The sequence below is a fragment of the Nocardia sp. NPDC051030 genome, from assembly GCF_040683015.1.
In the GTDB taxonomy this organism is placed as follows: Bacteria; Actinomycetota; Actinomycetes; order Mycobacteriales; family Mycobacteriaceae; genus Nocardia.
Genome location: NZ_JBFBCD010000009.1, coordinates 145,761 through 162,119 on the forward strand (window position 1 = coordinate 145,761; position 16,359 = coordinate 162,119).

Annotated in this window: 18 protein-coding genes; 10 read left to right on the plus strand and 8 right to left on the minus strand. The window is 66.9% G+C overall.

Annotated elements, in window-relative coordinates:
- Positions 1-41 precede the first annotated feature (41 nt).
- The 3 genes from AB0N05_RS28575 to AB0N05_RS28585 form a co-directional block, all read right to left on the minus strand.
- Positions 42-1,121, minus strand: a complete 1,080-nt coding sequence (locus AB0N05_RS28575; RefSeq protein ID WP_364699388.1) for a hypothetical protein — start codon at positions 1,119-1,121, stop codon at positions 42-44.
- Positions 1,122-1,169: 48 nt separating this feature from the next.
- Positions 1,170-2,327 carry a hypothetical protein gene (locus AB0N05_RS28580; RefSeq protein ID WP_364699390.1) on the minus strand — a complete coding sequence of 386 codons (1,158 nt, stop codon included), beginning with the start codon at positions 2,325-2,327 and terminating at the stop codon, positions 1,170-1,172.
- Positions 2,328-2,418: 91 nt separating this feature from the next.
- Positions 2,419-3,381: a metallophosphoesterase gene (locus AB0N05_RS28585; RefSeq protein ID WP_364699392.1), complete on the minus strand. Its 963-nt coding sequence runs from the start codon at positions 3,379-3,381 to the stop codon at positions 2,419-2,421.
- 280 nt (positions 3,382-3,661) lie between these two features.
- On the opposite strand from AB0N05_RS28585, the gene AB0N05_RS28590 reads away from it, so the two are divergent.
- The gene (locus AB0N05_RS28590; RefSeq protein ID WP_364699394.1) at positions 3,662-4,126 is read left to right on the plus strand and encodes a GatB/YqeY domain-containing protein; all 465 of its coding nucleotides are present in this window, start codon (positions 3,662-3,664) and stop codon (positions 4,124-4,126) included.
- Between the two features lie 88 nt (positions 4,127-4,214).
- Here AB0N05_RS28590 and AB0N05_RS28595 read toward each other — a convergent pair whose 3' ends face one another.
- A complete protein-coding gene (locus tag AB0N05_RS28595; RefSeq protein WP_364699396.1) occupies positions 4,215-6,578 on the minus strand; it encodes a penicillin-binding protein in 2,364 nt (787 codons plus the stop codon).
- Between the two features lie 313 nt (positions 6,579-6,891).
- Between AB0N05_RS28595 and AB0N05_RS28600 the strand changes: the two genes are divergently transcribed.
- Entirely contained in the window at positions 6,892-7,215 is a 324-nt protein-coding gene (locus AB0N05_RS28600) for a WhiB family transcriptional regulator (RefSeq protein ID WP_067700987.1), read from the plus strand.
- 187 nt (positions 7,216-7,402) lie between these two features.
- Here AB0N05_RS28600 and AB0N05_RS28605 read toward each other — a convergent pair whose 3' ends face one another.
- Together AB0N05_RS28605 and AB0N05_RS28610 are read right to left on the minus strand one after the other, a co-directional pair.
- Positions 7,403-8,569: an ArsA family ATPase gene (locus AB0N05_RS28605; RefSeq protein WP_364699399.1), complete on the minus strand. Its 1,167-nt coding sequence runs from the start codon at positions 8,567-8,569 to the stop codon at positions 7,403-7,405.
- Between the two features lie 2 nt (positions 8,570-8,571).
- Positions 8,572-9,591 carry an ArsA-related P-loop ATPase gene (locus tag AB0N05_RS28610; protein WP_364699401.1) on the minus strand — a complete coding sequence of 340 codons (1,020 nt, stop codon included), beginning with the start codon at positions 9,589-9,591 and terminating at the stop codon, positions 8,572-8,574.
- Between the two features lie 123 nt (positions 9,592-9,714).
- On the opposite strand from AB0N05_RS28610, the gene AB0N05_RS28615 reads away from it, so the two are divergent.
- The 3 genes from AB0N05_RS28615 (at position 9,715) to AB0N05_RS28625 (ending at position 11,252) form a co-directional block, all read left to right on the plus strand.
- Positions 9,715-9,879: a DUF4177 domain-containing protein gene (locus AB0N05_RS28615; RefSeq protein WP_157574349.1), complete on the plus strand. Its 165-nt coding sequence runs from the start codon at positions 9,715-9,717 to the stop codon at positions 9,877-9,879.
- Positions 9,879-10,346 carry a RidA family protein gene (locus AB0N05_RS28620; RefSeq protein ID WP_364699404.1) on the plus strand — a complete coding sequence of 156 codons (468 nt, stop codon included), beginning with the start codon at positions 9,879-9,881 and terminating at the stop codon, positions 10,344-10,346. Before AB0N05_RS28615 ends, AB0N05_RS28620 begins: the two co-directional genes overlap by 1 nt.
- A gap of 99 nt (positions 10,347-10,445) precedes the next feature.
- Entirely contained in the window at positions 10,446-11,252 is an 807-nt protein-coding gene (locus AB0N05_RS28625; protein ID WP_364699406.1) for an MBL fold metallo-hydrolase, read from the plus strand.
- Between the two features lie 116 nt (positions 11,253-11,368).
- Here the strand turns inward: AB0N05_RS28625 and AB0N05_RS28630 are convergent, their stop codons facing one another.
- Together AB0N05_RS28630 and AB0N05_RS28635 are read right to left on the minus strand one after the other, a co-directional pair.
- A complete protein-coding gene (locus AB0N05_RS28630) occupies positions 11,369-12,043 on the minus strand; it encodes a Crp/Fnr family transcriptional regulator (protein WP_028478129.1) in 675 nt (224 codons plus the stop codon).
- Positions 12,044-12,350: 307 nt separating this feature from the next.
- Entirely contained in the window at positions 12,351-12,572 is a 222-nt protein-coding gene (locus AB0N05_RS28635) for a hypothetical protein (protein ID WP_364700076.1), read from the minus strand.
- 241 nt (positions 12,573-12,813) lie between these two features.
- On the opposite strand from AB0N05_RS28635, the gene nth reads away from it, so the two are divergent.
- From nth to AB0N05_RS28660, 5 genes are read left to right on the plus strand one after another with little or no spacing between them, the layout of a single operon-like run.
- The gene (gene nth, locus AB0N05_RS28640) at positions 12,814-13,494 is read left to right on the plus strand and encodes an endonuclease III (RefSeq protein WP_364700078.1); all 681 of its coding nucleotides are present in this window, start codon (positions 12,814-12,816) and stop codon (positions 13,492-13,494) included.
- The gene (locus tag AB0N05_RS28645) at positions 13,491-14,159 is read left to right on the plus strand and encodes a TlpA disulfide reductase family protein (protein WP_364699408.1); all 669 of its coding nucleotides are present in this window, start codon (positions 13,491-13,493) and stop codon (positions 14,157-14,159) included. Before nth ends, AB0N05_RS28645 begins: the two co-directional genes overlap by 4 nt.
- Entirely contained in the window at positions 14,156-14,371 is a 216-nt protein-coding gene (locus tag AB0N05_RS28650; RefSeq protein ID WP_364699410.1) for a hypothetical protein, read from the plus strand. Before AB0N05_RS28645 ends, AB0N05_RS28650 begins: the two co-directional genes overlap by 4 nt.
- Positions 14,368-15,102 carry a CoA pyrophosphatase gene (locus AB0N05_RS28655; protein ID WP_364699412.1) on the plus strand — a complete coding sequence of 245 codons (735 nt, stop codon included), beginning with the start codon at positions 14,368-14,370 and terminating at the stop codon, positions 15,100-15,102. Before AB0N05_RS28650 ends, AB0N05_RS28655 begins: the two co-directional genes overlap by 4 nt.
- Positions 15,099-16,292, plus strand: coding sequence for a MarP family serine protease (locus AB0N05_RS28660; RefSeq protein WP_364699414.1), 1,194 nt, complete (start codon positions 15,099-15,101; stop codon positions 16,290-16,292). The genes AB0N05_RS28655 and AB0N05_RS28660 overlap by 4 nt, the downstream gene beginning before the upstream one ends.
- Positions 16,293-16,359 lie beyond the last annotated feature (67 nt).

Sequence of the window (16,359 nt, forward strand, 5' to 3'; positions counted from 1 at the left end):
CGTAAGGGTGGGGTGGGGGCGAAATCGGCTGGTCAGGTGGGTTAGAAGAGGCGGAAGGTTGCCAGTAGGCGACGGGCGAATTCTAGGTTTACGGAGCGGTCTACGCCGGTGTCGGCGGCGATTGTCAGGACCAGGGCGCCGCTGGTGCCGCCGCCTACGGCGTAGGTGTAGATGGAGTAGGTGGAGGCGCAGCGGGGGTCGGGTGGGGTGAAGTTTCCCTTGGTTTCGACGAAGACGCCGTGGAGGGAGTGGTCGGAGTTGTCGAAGGGTTCGGGGGTGGTCGCGGTCATGGAGGTTCGGGTTTCCCAGCCGATTTTGGCCATGCGGGCGCCTATGTCGGCTGCCGCTGCGGCGGTGTCGGCTTGCTGGGAGACGCTCAGGAACATATTGGTGCGGACGTAGCCGGGGCAGTATTGGTCGCCCTCTGTGGCCAGACCCGCTACCGGGACCTGGTCGGTGCCGGTGCCGAAGTTGGATGTCGATTGATCGATGGTCCAGTCCTGGGGGACGTCCCAGGCGGCATTGGCGGCGCTGGGGACCACCACCTGGTAGCCGGGAATCACCGCGGCGGGGGTCGACGGGCGGGTTGAGGTGCTCGTCGTGGCCGAGGGGTGGCTGCTGGAGGTGGCCGAGGCGGTGGTGGTGGGCACGACATTCGGGCCGGAATTGCCATTCACCAGCACGATGGCGACTACCGCCACCACGATCACGACCAGAGCGCCGATACCGGCGTACAGCCACACTCTGCCATTGCCGCCGCCGCTCGGGGGTGGCCCGCCGTACCCAGCATAGGGCGCACCGGGCGGCGGCGCGGACTGGTAGGGAGCCGGGCCTGTCGAATGCGGAATAGCCCCGGAGACTTGCGGATTGGGGACCGAAGCGTACGGATTAGCTCCAGAGACGTACGGATTGGCCACCGAGCCTTGCGGATTCGGGCCGGAAGCATGCGGAGTGGATCCCGCAACCTGCGGATTCTGGCCTGGGACATAGGGATTCGGTCCCGCCGGTGGCATGAAGGGCTGCCGGGTGGTCGGGTCCGCAGCCCGCCTGCCCGGCGCGCCCTGCCACCAGTTCGCGGTCGGATCCCGCCCCTCCGGATCGTTGTTCCCGCCATCGGTCATCGTCGGATCCCCTGTCTGACGAGTTCACTGAATCAGGCCCAGCGCCCGCTAGATCGGGCGGATGGAGGCGAGGATCTTCTTCGCCAGCGCGACATCCACCGCCTTGTCCACCCCGGTGTCCGCGGCGATCGTCAAGACGAAAGCGCCGTTTTCGCCGGGGAATGCGAACGTGTAGATGGAATACGTCGAGGCGCAGCCGGCCGCCGGGGCGGGGGCATTGCCCTTGGTCTCCATGAAGATTCCGGTCAGCTGCCCGTCGGAATTCGAAAACGATTCCGCCGCACCGGCAGTCGATCCGGTCGAGGTGGACCAGCCGACCCGGCCCATCTTCGCGCCGATATCGGTGGCGGCCTTCGTCGGATCGGTCTCGGTGGACTGACTCAGGAAGATATTGGTGCGCACATAGTTCGGGCAATACTCCAGGCCGTCCTGGGCGAGACCCGCGATCGGAATCCGATCCGCCCCGGACCCGAAGTACGACTGCCCGGTGCGATCGATCTTCCAATCCTTCGGAATATCGAATGCCGCACCATTATCCGGAATCGTGACCGTCTGATAGCCGGGGATCACCGGAGCCGCCGACGTCGTCTTCGAGGTGCTCGTCTTCGGCGAGGTGGACGGCTGGCTCGATCCCGGCGTCGTGGTGAGCGCGCTGATCAGCGACGGCGTGGTCGACGATCCCGCCGACGTCTCGCTCGAACCTTGGTTCATCACAACGACAGTCACGATCGCGCCCACGATCGCCACGATCAGGATGCCGATTCCGGCGAACAACCACCCCTTGCCGCGACCGCCACCACCGGGCGGCTGCGCATAGCCCTGCGGGCCGTAGCCGGGAACTGGTTGCCCGCCATACGGCGGCTGCCCGGACTGGTACGGCTGCGGGCCCGACTGATACGGCTGCGCGCCGGATTGGTACGGCTGCGGCTGTTGATAGGGCTGCTGCCCCTGCGGATACTGCCCACCCGTGAACGGCGTAGTCGGATTCGGCTGCTGGCCATAGCCCTGCTGCCAGCCCGGATCAGGTTGTGGCGCGCCGTAATTCGGCGGCTGCCCCTGCCCTGGCTGCCCTTGTCCCGGCTGCCCCTGCACCGGAGGCGCCGGATTCGACTGCCACGGCGAATCGGACGCGGGCGAACCCTGCCACCAGTTCGGATCCGGCCCCCGGGTCGTCGGATCCTCGCTATGGTCATTTCCACTGGTCACGGCTATTCCCCTGACTGACGACTACTTACCGCGTTGTATATCGCAGTAGACGCCCAGTTGCATATCGTGGCGCGAACTCGGATCTTCGAGCTCAGCGCGCGACGGCCTCCGATGCGGTGCGGCCCCGGCCCGATTCGGACACCGGCTTCTTCGGCGGCGCGCCCACCAGCGTCAGCAGCGTCGCCTCCGGACGGCAACAGAACCGGTACGGCGCCCACGGCGACGTCCCCAGCCCGGCCGAAACATGCAGTCGCGTATGCGCACCCCAGCGCGAAGCGCCCTTCACCCGAGCCCGATCGATCCCGCAATTGGTGACCAGCGCGCCGAAGAACGGCAGGCACAGCTGACCGCCATGGGTGTGCCCGGCCATCACCAGGTCATAGCCGTCCGCGGCGAAACGATCCAGCACGCGCGGCTCGGGGGAGTGACTGAGCCCGATGCTCAAGTCCGCCAGCGGATTCGGCGCACCGGCGACGGTGTCGTAGCGGTCCCGCTTCAGATGCGGATCGTCCACGCCCGCCGTCGAGATCCGCACCCCGGCGACCTCGATATCGCGGCGCACATGGGTCAGATCCAGCCAGCCCCGCTCACTGAACGCGGCGCGCAGATCCTGCCACGGCAGCGGATCACCCATCACCCGCTTGTGATCCTTCTTGAAATACTTGAGCGGATTCTTCGGCACGGGCGCGAAATAGTCGTTCGAGCCGAACACGAAAATGCCCGGACGCGCCAGCAGCCCGCCCAGCGACTGCACCACCGAAGGCACCGCCTTCTGATGCGACAGATTGTCCCCGGTGTTCACCACCAGATCCGGTTCGAGCCGATCCAGCTCCCGCAGCCACGCCTGCTTCAACTGCTGACCGGGCATCATGTGCAGGTCGGAGATGTGCAGCACACGTAGCGAAGGTTTGCCCGGCTCCAGCACCGGTAGCGTCGCCTCGCGCAGCGTGAACGCATTGCGCTCGACGAGCGTGGCATATCCGATTCCGGCGACCGCGGCCCCGGCGGCTCCCAGTGCGGCTCGGCTAAGGGCGGAGGTCGAGATTACGGGCATTTGCCCAGAATAGGCGACCAGACGTCGAAAGTTCGACCTAAATGAGGTGGGCCACCCAACCTCTCTGGGGCTCTCGGGGGCTTCGCCCCCGAACCCCTTCGAGATTTGCAGGGGTTGCGCCCCTGCACCCCCGAGACCTGTGGGGGCTTCGCCCCCACACCCCTGTGAGAGAAAAACCGCTGATGCGGAGTCTCAGGGGCTTCGCCCCCGAACCCCCAAGGACCAACACCCGCTAAAAAGACGTGCGAGACGACAGGGGGTCGGCTGTAGCGTGTGGCGCATGTCGGAACTCAAATCGAAGCTGCGGGCGGATCTCACTGCTGCGATGAAGGCCAAGGATGCGCTGCGGCTGAACACGGTGCGCATGTTGCTTGCTGCCGTTCAGACGGCGGAGGTGGCTGGGACGCAGGCGCGTGAGCTCAGCGATACCGAGGTCATCGCCGTGCTTTCGAAGGAGTCGAAGAAGCGCAATGAGGCTGCTGTCGTCTATGAGCAGGCTGGGCGGGGTGAGCTGGCGGCCACTGAGCGCGCTGAGGAAGCGATCATCGACGAGTACCTGCCGACGCCGCTGACCGATGCCGAGGTTGCCGATATTGCTGACACTGCGATCGCTCAGGTTGCCGAGCAGATCGGGGAGCGGCCGGGGATGAAGCAGATGGGGCAGGTCATGAAGATCGCCACGGCGCTCGCGGCCGGGAAGGCGGACGGGACGCGGGTCTCGTCGGCGGTCAAGTCCCGACTCTGAGCTGCTGAAACGCCGAGTCGGCGAAACACAGCGGGCCCCGCACCTTTCGGTGCGGGGCCCGCTGTGTTCGGTCATCCAGCCAACCGCCTTATCGCGGAATGGGAATGGGTATCGGTAACCCGGGCAGTGTCGGCAGCGTGATCCCGGGCAATCCCGGGATCGACGGCGCGGGTGCCGCCGCGGGGGCGGGCCGCTGTGTGCCGTCGCTCACATATATCGTGATCACCGACCCCGGAATGGCCGAGCCGTCCGGCGACATGCTCAGCACCGTGCCCTTCTTGTCGCCCGGCGCCGAGGCCACCGACACCTGGAAGCCGGCGGCGACGAGATTCCCCGTGGCCTCCGCCTGCGTCTGGCCGACGACATCCGGGATCTGCGAATTGTTCGATCCGCGCACGTATTTGTCGTCCAGCGGCGGCAGATTGGTGGGCGGGAAATTGCCGAGCACGTTCTTCATCGCGCCCAGCCAGGTCCGGGCCGGTTCATTACCGCCGTACAGGTTGCCGCTGCCGCAATTGCGCAGCGGGAACGAGCAGATCTCGCCGGGCGTCGGGCTGTCGCCGTAGATGTAGGCGGCACCCGCGAGGTTGTTGGTGAAGGCCAGGAAGGCCGAGGACCGGTGGGTTTCGGTGGTTCCGGTCTTGGCCGAGAGCGGCACGTTCCAGCCCACGGATTGCGCGGCCGCCGCGGCGGTACCGCTCACATCGTCCTTGCTGAGCGCATTGGCGAGGGTATTGGCCAGGCCCGGCTCCACCACCTGCTCGCACGCCTGCTGGGTCAGCGGCACCGTCTTACCGCTGCGGTCCACCACCTCGCGGATCGGGGTGGGCGGGCACCACTTGCCGCCGGAGGCGATGGTGGCGGCCACATTCGACAGCTCGAGCGCGTTCACGCCGACGGGCCCCAGGGTGAACGAGCCCAGGTTCTGGTCCTTCACCATGTCGGCCAGGCTCTGATTGCCGTGTCCCGAGGTACCGGGGTTGGCGTAGGAGCGCATGCCCAGCCGGACCGCCATATCCACGGTCGGTGATACGCCCACGGCCTGAATCAGCTTGACGAAGGCCGTGTTCGGCGATTGCGCAAGTGCGTCGGTGACCGACATGGGCGAGCGATAGTTGCCCGCGTTCTTCACGCAGTAGGTCTCGGCCGGACAACCGGGCGTGCCGGAGTTACCCATGCCCTTGGCGGCAAAGGTCGCGGGCACATCCAGCTGAGCATTGATCCCCAGCCCCTTCTCCATGGCCGCGGCCGTGGTGAAGATCTTGAAAATCGAGCCCGCACCATCACCGACCAGCGAGAACGGTTGCGGCTGCACGGTTTGATGCGCCCCGCCGTCGAGCCCGTACGCCCGGCTGGATGCCATGGCCATGACCGGATGCGAATCCTGGCCCGGGCCAATGATGTTCATGACCTGGGCGATGTCTTCCAGATTCGGGTCCGAGTTCGCCGCCAGCGAGGCCCGGGTCGAATCCTGGACGGCCGGGTCCAGGGTGGTGCGAATCAGGTAGCCGCCCTTGTCGATCTGATCGCGGCTGATCCCGGCATTGGCCAGGTACTGCATGGCGTAATCGCAGAAGAACCCGCGGTCATTGGCGGCGATGCAGCCGCGCGGCAGGCCCTTGGGCTCGGTCAGCACGCCCAGCGGTTCGGTCTTGGCCTTGCGGAATTCGTCGGCGCGGCTGGGGATGTTCTGGATCAGGGTGTCGAGCACCGTGTTCCGGCGCTCGAGCACGCCCGCCGGATTGGTGTACGGGTTCAGCTTGGAGCTGGACTGCACCATGCCGGCCAGCATGGCCGACTGCGTGATGCTCAGATCCTTGGCGTCGATGCCGAAGTAGGTCTGCGCGGCGTCCTGAATGCCGTAGGAGGAGTTACCGAACGGCACCAGGTTCAGGTACCGGGTGAGGATCTCGTCCTTGGTGAGCTGCTTGTCGAGGGTCAGCGCCATCCGGATCTCACGGATCTTGCGGGCGGGCGTGGTCTCGATGGCGGCGCGGCGTTCGGCGTCGGTCTTGGCCACCACGAGCAGCAGATAGTTCTTCACGTACTGCTGGTCGATGGTGGAACCACCCTGCTGCACTTCACCGCCGGAGGTGTTGGTCAGGAAGGCACGGAAGGTGCCCTGCCAGTCCACGCCTCCGTGTTCGGCGAAGCGGCGGTCCTCGACGGACACCAGCGCGAGCTTCATGTCATTGGAGATCTTGTCGCTGGGCACCTCGAACCGGCGCTGCTCGTACAGCCAGGCGAACGGCGTGCCGTTCACGTCCACCATGGTCGAGACGGCGGGGACCGCACCCTCGACCAGTTCGGCGGAGACATTGTCGACGGCGTCGGCGGCTCGGTTGGAGATGAAGCCGAACCCACCGGCGAGGGGGAACAGCAATCCGGCGAGCAGCACGGCTGCCAGGACGCAGCTGCCGGCGAGTCTCCAGAGCGTTCGTGTGATCGGCACGAGCCCTAGCCTAATTGGCCTTGCGGACAGTGGGTGTCCCTGTGTCGGGGTGTCCGTTTGTCCGACTCCCCCTGCCGCAAACGTCCCGACTGCCCGGTTTCAGGTAACGAATGCGTGGACGGACGTACCAGAAAATCTCGGCACGGTCTTGCGCAGGCCGCACACCATTACCTAGATTGAGAACCCAGTGTGATAGAGCTAACACTCAAAGTGGAATGTGGTGCAGTTCGCAGTGGGGTTGGGTATCTGCGCGCTGTACACGCGATTCTGGAGCGCCGTGACCCGGTGTTCGGACTGCAAAGGGGCACACCAAATGCATATGACTACCCCGATCGCTCGACTGGACGTAGAGCAGGCCGAAGCGCGAATCGCCTGGGTTTCCCAGGCCCGATGCAAGGAAGTGGATCCCGACCAGCTGTTCGTGCGTGGCGCAGCGCAACGCAAGGCGGCGACCATCTGTCGGCACTGCCCGGTCCTGATGGAGTGCGGGGCTGATGCCCTGGACAACCGGGTCGAGTTCGGTGTGTGGGGCGGCATGACCGAGCGGCAGCGCCGTGCGCTGTTGAAGCAGCATCCGGAGGTGACGTCCTGGTCCGATTTCTTCCGGGTCCAGCGTTCACAGAAAGTAGCGATGTAATCCAGTATCCCCATAAGCAGAACGGACCGAGCCCGCTTTGGCGGGCTCGGTCCGTTTCCAGGCAAAGATCGGGCATCTCAGGCAGACCGGATAGTTCCTTTCGGAATGAATCGGGGAAGAGCCCCCGAACCTCCGAAAAATTTCTGGGGCCTGATCCCGGACCTCGCACGGCCACAGCGCGATTCGGTCACGCGGACTTCGAGGTTCCGGCCGCGGTCAGCTGATCGGCCACCGCGCGCAGCGCCTGCACATCGGCCACCTCGAACGGCAGCGCCGTGACGGCCGCGATCGGGACGCTCGGATGCGCACCCGTGAACCGGTGCAGCAGATGTTGTTCGCGCTTCGCGGTCACCGCGCGGTGCGCGTGAATTCGCAGCACGGCTGCTGCGAGTGCGGCGGGTGACTCCGACTCGCCATTGACCGCTGTCTCGGGGGCTAGACGGTCCGCCGCGACCTGAGCCTGCTCGGCCGAGAGCGAACTCAGCACGGGATGCGTGCGATTGAGCACCAGACCGGCCAGCGGCATCTTGTCCGTCGAGAGCCGATCCACGAAGAACGACGCCTCGCGCAACGCGTCCGGCTCGGCCGCGGCCACCACCACGAAGTGGGTGCCCGGCCGCGACAGCATGGCGTAGGTGCGGTCGGCGCGATCCTGGAAGCCGCCGAACATGGACTCCAGGGACTGCAGGAACACCGAGGCGTCCTTGAGCAGCTGCCCGCCCACGATGGTGGACACCCCGCGCAGCGCCAGGCTCATGGCACCGGCCACGAACTTGCCGACACCCCGGCCCGGCGCCATGATCACGCGAATCATCTTGCCGTTGAGGAAGTTGCCGAGCCGCTTGGGCGCGTCCAGGAAGTCCAGGGCATTGCGGGACGGCGGGGTGTCGACCACGATCAGGTCCCACTCGCGCTTGCCGGCCAGCTGGCCCAGCTTCTCCATCGCCATGTACTCCTGGGTGCCACCGAAGGAGGACGCGACGGTCTGATAGATCGGATTGGCGAAGATCTGCTCCGCCTTCTCCGGACTGGTGTGCTCGAGCACCATCTCGTCGAAGGTGCGCCGCATGTTCAGCATCATGGCGAACAGCTCGCCCTTGGCCTCGGGGCCGAGTTCCACCCTCTGCGGGGTGTTTCCGAGGTCCGAGACGCCCAGAGACTGCGCCAGACGCCGCGCCGGGTCGATGGTGAGCACCACGACCTTGCGGCCCGCCTCGGCGGCACGCAGGGCGATGGCGGCGGCCGTGGTGGTCTTGCCGACGCCGCCGGAACCGCAGCACACCACGATGCGCGCGGACGGGTCGGCGATGATCTTCGAAATGTCCAGGGGGATGGTGCTTGCCGGAACGACCATGACTAGCGAACCCCCTGCGCGCTCAAATGTTCGGCCAGCTCGTAGAGCCCGCCCAGATCCATGCCGTCGGCCAGCGAGGGCAGGTACAGCCGTGAGATGTCGACCTGCGCCAGATCGGCGGCGCTCTCGTCCTGTGCGGCCAGCCGGGCGGAATGCTCGAGGGCCTCGGCGACCAGGCCCTGGAAGTCGGCCTCGGACAGCGTGATTCCGGCCTCGGTGAGTCCGGTGCGCAGCGCGTCGATATCGAGCTCGCCCTGGGCCGCGCGTTCCCGCACGGTCCGCGGCAGGAACCCCTCGCTCGCGCGGTTCACGATGACCGTGCCGATATTCAGCTCATTGGCGGTGAGTTCGCCGATGGCGTCGGCGGTTTCCTGCACCGGCAGCGCCTCGAGCAGGGTCACCAGATGGATCATGGTCTGCGGCGAGTGCAGCAGCTTGGAGACGCCGACGGCCTGCGAGGCGATCGGGCCGCCGCCCGCGATTTCCGCCATGGCCTGGGTGACGTCCAGGAAGCTGGCGATCCGTCCGGTCGGCGGGGCGTCGATGACGATCTCGTCGTAGGCCGGTTTGCCCGACTTGTCGACGCGCACCGCGCATTCCTTGATCTTGCCGGTGAGGATGACGTCGCGCAGACCCGGCGCGATGGTGGTGACGAACTCGATCGCCCCCACCCGGCGCATGGCGCGACCGGCGAAACCGAGGTTGTAGAACATGTCCAGGTATTCCAGGAAGGCATGCTCGACATCCAGGGCCAGGGCCAACACCTCGCCGCCGCCCTCCGCGGTGGCGATGCGAGTCTCGGTGGGCGGCAAGGGCGGCAGATCGAACAGCTGGGCAATGGACTGTCTGCCCTCGACCTCGACCAGCAGCACGCGACGGCCCCCCGCCGCGAGCGCCAGTGCGAGCGCCGCCGCGACCGTCGACTTACCGGTACCCCCCTTCCCGGACACGTAATGCAAGCGGGCCTTGTCCGCCCGCTCCGGCCAACCTGCCTCGACCCCCGGCTCAACCGAAACGGGCACTGCTATCGGTACTCCCACGCTCGCGAGCCTATAACTCGTTCCTGGTTCCTGCCCACAAGGGAACGCAACTGTCTGATACACCACTCTCGAGGGCTGACTATTGACGGGCGGTACGCTCACCGCATGAGTGATGTGACCGTGTGGGAATACGCGACAGTGCCGCTGCTGACCCACGCCACCAAGGCGATCTTGGACCAGTGGGGTTCCGATGGTTGGGAGCTCGTCACCGTGCTGCCCGGGCCGACCGGCGAGCAGCATGTCGCCTACCTGAAGCGACCCAAGAACTGATGGCCGCCGTGACCGCCTGGGCGGAAAACCTGGAGAAGCTCGGCCTCGAATTGCCCGCTGTCGCCGCGCCCGTCGCGTCGTACATCCCGGCCGTTCGGACCGGCAATCTCGTCTACACCTCCGGCCAGCTGCCGTTCGTGAACGGCCAGCTCAGCGTCACCGGCAAGGTCGGCGCGGAGGTTTCCACCGAGCAGGCCGCCGAGGCCGCCCAGCTGTGCGCGCTCAATGCGCTCGCCGCCGTGCACGCCCTGGTCGGACTCGACAATGTGGTGCGGATCGTGAAGGTCGTCGGATTCGTCGCCTCCGCACCGGGATTCAACGATCAGCCGGTCGTGATCAATGGCGCGTCCAACTTCCTCGGTGAGGTGTTGGGCGACGCCGGCGTGCACGCGCGTTCCGCCGTGGGCGTGTCGGAGCTGCCGAAGAACAGCCCCGTCGAGGTCGAGCTCATCGCCGAAGTTCGCTAGCGCCGACCCGAATAAATAGCGCGAAAGCGCTTGGCGCACAGTAGAAGCGCGGTGAGCCGAACCATTGGCTCACCGCGCTCCCTGCGTTAGGACAAGAGCATGACCCTCACTCACCCCGCGTACGAGCAGTTGCGACAGGTGACCCCGTCGGCTGCTGTCGTACTGGCCGACAACCCCAGCGGAATGACGCTGGAGGGCACCAACACCTGGTTGCTGCGCGCACCAGGCAGTCCGGACTGGGTGGTCGTGGACCCGGGCCCCAAGGACAAGAAACACACCGCGGCGACCGTCCGCGAGACCGGCGGGAACATCGCCCTCACGCTGATCACACACCACCACGCCGATCACACCGGCGGCATCGACCGCCTCGTGAAGGAGACCGGGACACCGGTCCGCGCCGCGAGCCGCGAATTCCTGCGCGACTCCGACACTCCGCTCGGCGACGGTGAGGTCATCGAGGCGGCCGGACTGCGGATCACCGTGGTCGCCACCCCCGGGCACACCACCGACTCGCTGAGCTTCCTGGTGGACGGGCCGGACGGCGAGCGGCTGCTACTCACCGGCGACACCGTCCTCGGCAGCGGCACCACCGTGCTGGAATCCCGCGATGAGGCCCTGGCCGACTATCTCGGCTCGCTGGACCGGCTCATCGAGGTCGGTGTGGGCAGGGTGCTGCTGCCCGCGCACGGACCCGATCACCCGGATGCCGAACCGGTGCTGCGGTTCTACCTCTCGCATCGCCAGGAGCGCCTGAATCAGGTGCGCGCCGCCCTGGCCGAGCTCGGACCCAATGCCAAGGCCCTGCAGATCGTCGCCGTCGTCTACGCGGATGTGGACAAGCGGCTGTGGCCCGCGGCCCACAGTTCGGTGAAGGCGCAGCTGGCGTACCTGCGTTCACACGGTTAGCGAAAACACGTCGAGGCCAGGTCGTCACACCCCGTGACGACCTGGCCTCGATTCGTTTGTGTTGCCCGGCGGTACTTCGCCTCGGCCGTGCTCGCGTGGGCTGTGTGTGCCCGAAACTAGCGAGCGCGTCGAGCCAAGCGCTCCGAGTCGGAGATCAAGACGCTCTTGCCCTCCAGTCGCAGCCAGCCGCGGTGCGCGAAGTCGGCCAGGGCCTTGTTCACGGTTTCGCGGGAGGCGCCGACCAGTTGGGCGATCTCCTCCTGGGTCAGGTCGTGGGTCACGCGCAGCGCGCCCGCTTCCTGGGTGCCGAAACGCTGGGCCAGCTGCAGCAGCGCCTTCGCAACTCGACCGGGCACGTCCGTGAAGATCAGGTCGGCCAGGTTGTTGTTGGTGCGGCGCAGACGACGGGCGAGCACCCGCAGCAGCTGTTCGGCGATCTCCGGGCGCTGATCGATCCACGCCTTGAGGGCGTCTCGATCCATGGTGACCGCGCGAACCTCGGTGACGGTGGTGGCCGTCGAGGTACGCGGACCCGGATCGAAGATCGACAGCTCACCGAACATGTCCGACGGGCCCATGATCGTCAGCAGGTTCTCGCGACCGTCCGGGGAACGCCGGCCGATCTTCACCTTGCCCGAGGTGATGATGAACAGCCGATCGCCGGGCTCACCCTCGTTGAAGATCACGTGCCCGCGCGGAAAGTCCACGGGCTGAAGTTGTTTGGCGAGAGCCGCCACCGCGGTGGGCTCGACGCCTTGGAAGATGCCTGCTCTGGCGAGGGCCTCGTCCACGAATGTGCTCCTTATGGGAAATGGCTCTGTCCTGCACCGGAGCGAGTCCGGCCGACAGTGCAGTCTACTTTGCAATACCGCCGGGTAGTGATAGACACCACGCAGCATGCTCATTCTCCGACACGCGGAGCTGAATTAGGCGACACGCAGACGCGCTCATTCAGGGTGAGCAGCGCGACACGGGAATCTTAGGCTGCACGACACGCCGCGAGGCATTCGGGGAACCGGAGCGGCCGTCCCGAAGTCGGATCGGGACGCATCTCGGTGTGCTGGATCCCGGCTGACGCCGGGAAAGAGGGGGGCGAGCTCAGCTCGCCTGTGCGACATCCAGGTTTGCCCGGCGAGCCCGGCGCGGGCGGGCCGCCGCTGCCGGCAGGCCCAGTTTGGTGAGGTCACTGACCTCCGCATTGGTGGCTCGGTCGAGGTACTGCTGGACCTCCGGGTCGGGTTCGAGGAGCTTACGAAGCCGATTCTCGACCCGTTCCATCACCAATGCGAACAGCATCAGCGCTATCGGAAACAGCACCACAGCGAGTCCTTGCATAGGGAGGAGTAAACACGGCGAAGGTCTCAGATGGAACACGGCGGTTGCTCAGCCCGGTTGTCGTGGCTGGTTGGTTCCGTAAGGTGGACGGGTGCGTGTCTCTGAATCCAGCGCGGCCGCGAATGGGGCCGAAGCGCCGTCCACCTCGGGTAAAGCGGCACCCATCACCAAGGCGAAGTCGCGTGCCAAGGAGACCCCGACCGGCCTGGTCCGGAGGGCTCGGCGGATGAATCGGACGCTGGCCCTTGCCTTCCCCGACGCGCACTGTGAACTGGACTTCACCACGCCGCTCGAATTGGCCGTGGCCACAATCCTTTCCGCGCAATGCACCGATGTGCGTGTGAACCTGACCACACCCGCGCTTTTCATCAAGTACCGCAGCGCTCAGGATTACGCGCAAGCCAATCGGGCCGAGCTGGAGGAGTACATCCGGCCGACCGGCTTCTACCGCAACAAGGCCAGCTCGCTGATCGGACTCGGCCAAGCCCTGGTCGAACGCTTCGACGGCGAACTGCCCAGCACCCTGGACGACCTGGTCACGCTGCCGGGCATCGGGCGCAAGACCGCCAATGTGGTGCTCGGCAATGCCTTCGGCGTCCCCGGCATCACCGTGGATACCCATTTCGGGCGTTTGGTGCGCCGCTGGGGGTGGACCGCCGAAGAGGATCCGGTGAAGGTCGAGCACATTGTCGGCGCGCTCATCGAGCGCAAGGACTGGACCATGCTCTCGCACCGCGTGATCTTCCACGGCCGCCGCGTCTGCCATGCCCGCAAGCCCGCCTGCGGCGCATGCGTGCTGGCCAAGGACTGCCCGTCCTTCGGGACCGGGCCGACCGATCCGGTCACCGCCGCCAAGCTGATCAAGGGCCCCGAGACCGAGCATCTGCTCGAGCTGGTGGGGCTGTGACCCTTACCGATTCGAAGACACCGAAGTCTTCGAACAGCAACGTGTGGCGGTGGGCGCTGGTGGCGCTGATCGTCGTGGTGGCGCTGGCCGTCGCGCTGGTGTCGACGCTGCGGGACAAGGACGAGGAGCAGGCCGGGGGTGGCCCGGCGACGCCCGCCGAATCCGCGGTGTCCGCCGCGGATCGCGCCGCGGCGGCACTCGCCGACTGCCCGAACCCGTCGGGTGCGCCGGTGGCCGACAGCCCGCTGCGCGGCATCACGCTGAACTGCCTGTCCGACGGCCGTCCCGTCGATCTGACGGCCGCGCTCGCCGGAAAGCCCGCGCTCATCAATCTGTGGGCCTACTGGTGTGGCCCGTGCGCGGAGGAACTGCCGCTGCTGCAACGCTATTCCGAACAGGCCGGGACCGCGATCACCGTGCTCACCGTGCACAGTGATCCGAGCACCGCCAAGGGCCTGTCCCGGCTGACCGGCCTGGGTATTCACCTGCCCGGCGTGGAGGATCCGAACATCAAGGTACGCAAGGCTGTCGGCGCGCCCGCCGTGCTCCCCATCTCGGTGCTGCTGCGCGCCGACGGGACCGTGGCCAAGGTTGTGGTGCGCGCATTCCACAGCGTCGAGGACATCTCCGATACCGTCGCCGCCGAATTGGGGGTGAAGGCGTGAGTTCGGAGAACTCCGGCGGGACAACCGCTGTGGATTCGCGGCGGCCATCGGCCGTGCGGATTCGGGTCGGCGATGGTCCCGGAATTCAGCTGCCCGGTTTCGAGAATCCGGTCGTTCCGCCGCCCCTTGTGGCGCTGCGGAATTCCGACGGCACCGTGGCGAAAGTGTTGGTGCGCGCCGTGATCGGCAGCGAAGCGGGAGTGTGGGCATGAGACTCGAGGCCAATGGATCCGGGAATCGGCTTCCGGAGTGGCTACGCGGGGTGGCCGAGCACGATCCGGCGGATCCGACCGGCGTGAATCCGGTGCTGCGGCGCAGCGCCATGAAGAGCTTCGCCGCCACGGTCTCGCGGCCCCGGCAGGCCTCGGTGCTGGTGCTTTTCGGTGGTTCGCCGGAATCCGATCCGCGGGCGCAGGGCGGACTGCCCGACGACGCGGACGTACTGCTGACCCAGCGGGCCGCGACCCTGCGCACGCACAGCGGTCAGGTCGCCTTCCCGGGCGGCGGCGTGGAGCCCGGCGACGACTTCCCGATCGGCACCGCGCTGCGCGAGGCGCAGGAGGAGACCGGGCTGGATCCCGCCTCGGTGGAGCCGATCGCGGTGCTGCCCAAGATCTTCGTGCCGCCCTCGCGATTCGATGTGACGCCCATCGTCGCCTACTGGCGGACGCCGGGCGAGGTCGGCGTGGTGAGTGAGACCGAGGCGTCCCGGGTGGCGCGGGTCCCGATCGCCGAACTCATCGATCCGGCCAACCGGTTCGTGGTGCGGCACCCGCTCGGCTATATGGGACCGGCGTTCGCCGTGGACGGCATGCTGGTGTGGGGTTTCACCGCGGGCGTGCTCGCCGGGCTGCTCGCGGTCTCCGGATGGGAAAACGAATGGGATCATCACGACGTGCGTGATCTGCAGGCATCATTGGCCGCGGTAGGGATGACGTTATGAGCAGTTCGGGCTGGCTCGACCTCGGAATCGTGATTCTCGCGCTGCTGGCCGCCACCTCCGGATGGCGCCAAGGCGCGGTGGCGTCGGCACTGGCCTTCCTGGGCGTGGTGCTGGGCGCGGTCGCGGGCATTCTGATCGCACCGCACATCCTCGTGCACCTGAGCGAGGGGCGCAGCCGGGTGATCGTCGGCGTGCTGCTCATCGTGGTCCTGGTGATCGTGGGTGAGGTCGCGGGCATGGTGCTCGGGCGGGCCGCGCGCAGCGGTATGCGCGATCCGTTCACCCGCAGCGTGGACAGCGTGGTCGGCGCGGGTCTACAGGCGGTCGCGGTGCTGGCCACCGCCTGGCTGCTGGCGCTGCCGCTGACCAACTCCTCGCAGCCGGGAATCGCGGCCGCGGTCAAGAACTCCCAGGTCCTGATCAATGTGGACCATGTCGCGCCGGACTGGCTGCGGCGCATCCCCAATGAATTCTCCAACCTGCTCAATACCTCCGGGCTGCCGGATGTGATCGGGCCGTTCGGGCGGGTCCCGATCGCGGCCGTCGAACCGCCGGACGGCGGAGTGCTGCAACTGCCGGTCGCGCAGTCGCTGCAATCGAAGGTGCTGCGGATCAAGGGCATCGCGCCGAGTTGCCAACGGCAGCTGGAGGGTTCGGGCTTCGTGGTCGCGCCCGAGCGCATCATGACCAATGCGCACGTGGTCGCGGGCACCACCAGCGTGAGTGTGGATTCCGCGCGCGGGCCGCTGACCGCCACCGTGGTGCTGTTCGATCCGTCCAAGGACGTCGCGATTCTCGCGGTGCCCGGACTGTCCGAGCAGCCGATTCCCTTGGCCCCCAATGCCGCCACCTCGGGTGAGAGCGCCATTGTGCTCGGCTACCCGGGCGGCGGGCGCTACACGGCGAGCGCGGCGCGTGTGCGCGAGACGCTGGACCTCAAGGGCCCCAATATCTATCGCGACAATAATGTGCAGCGCGAGGTGTACACGATTCGCGGTTCGGTGCGCGCCGGTAACTCCGGCGGGCCGCTGGTGGACACCGACGGCGAGATCCTCGGCGTGGTGTTCGGCGCGGCCGTCACCGATGAAGACACCGGGTATGTGCTGACCCTCGAAGAGGTGCGGCCGGAGGTGAACGCGGCCTCGGCGGCGACTCAACCGGTCGGGACCGGGAGCTGCGTCCTCAGTTGAGCTGGAGCCTGAGCTGAGTGGTTCGCGGCCGGATCTACGGCCGCGAACCACAATTCGGCCCGGGAGC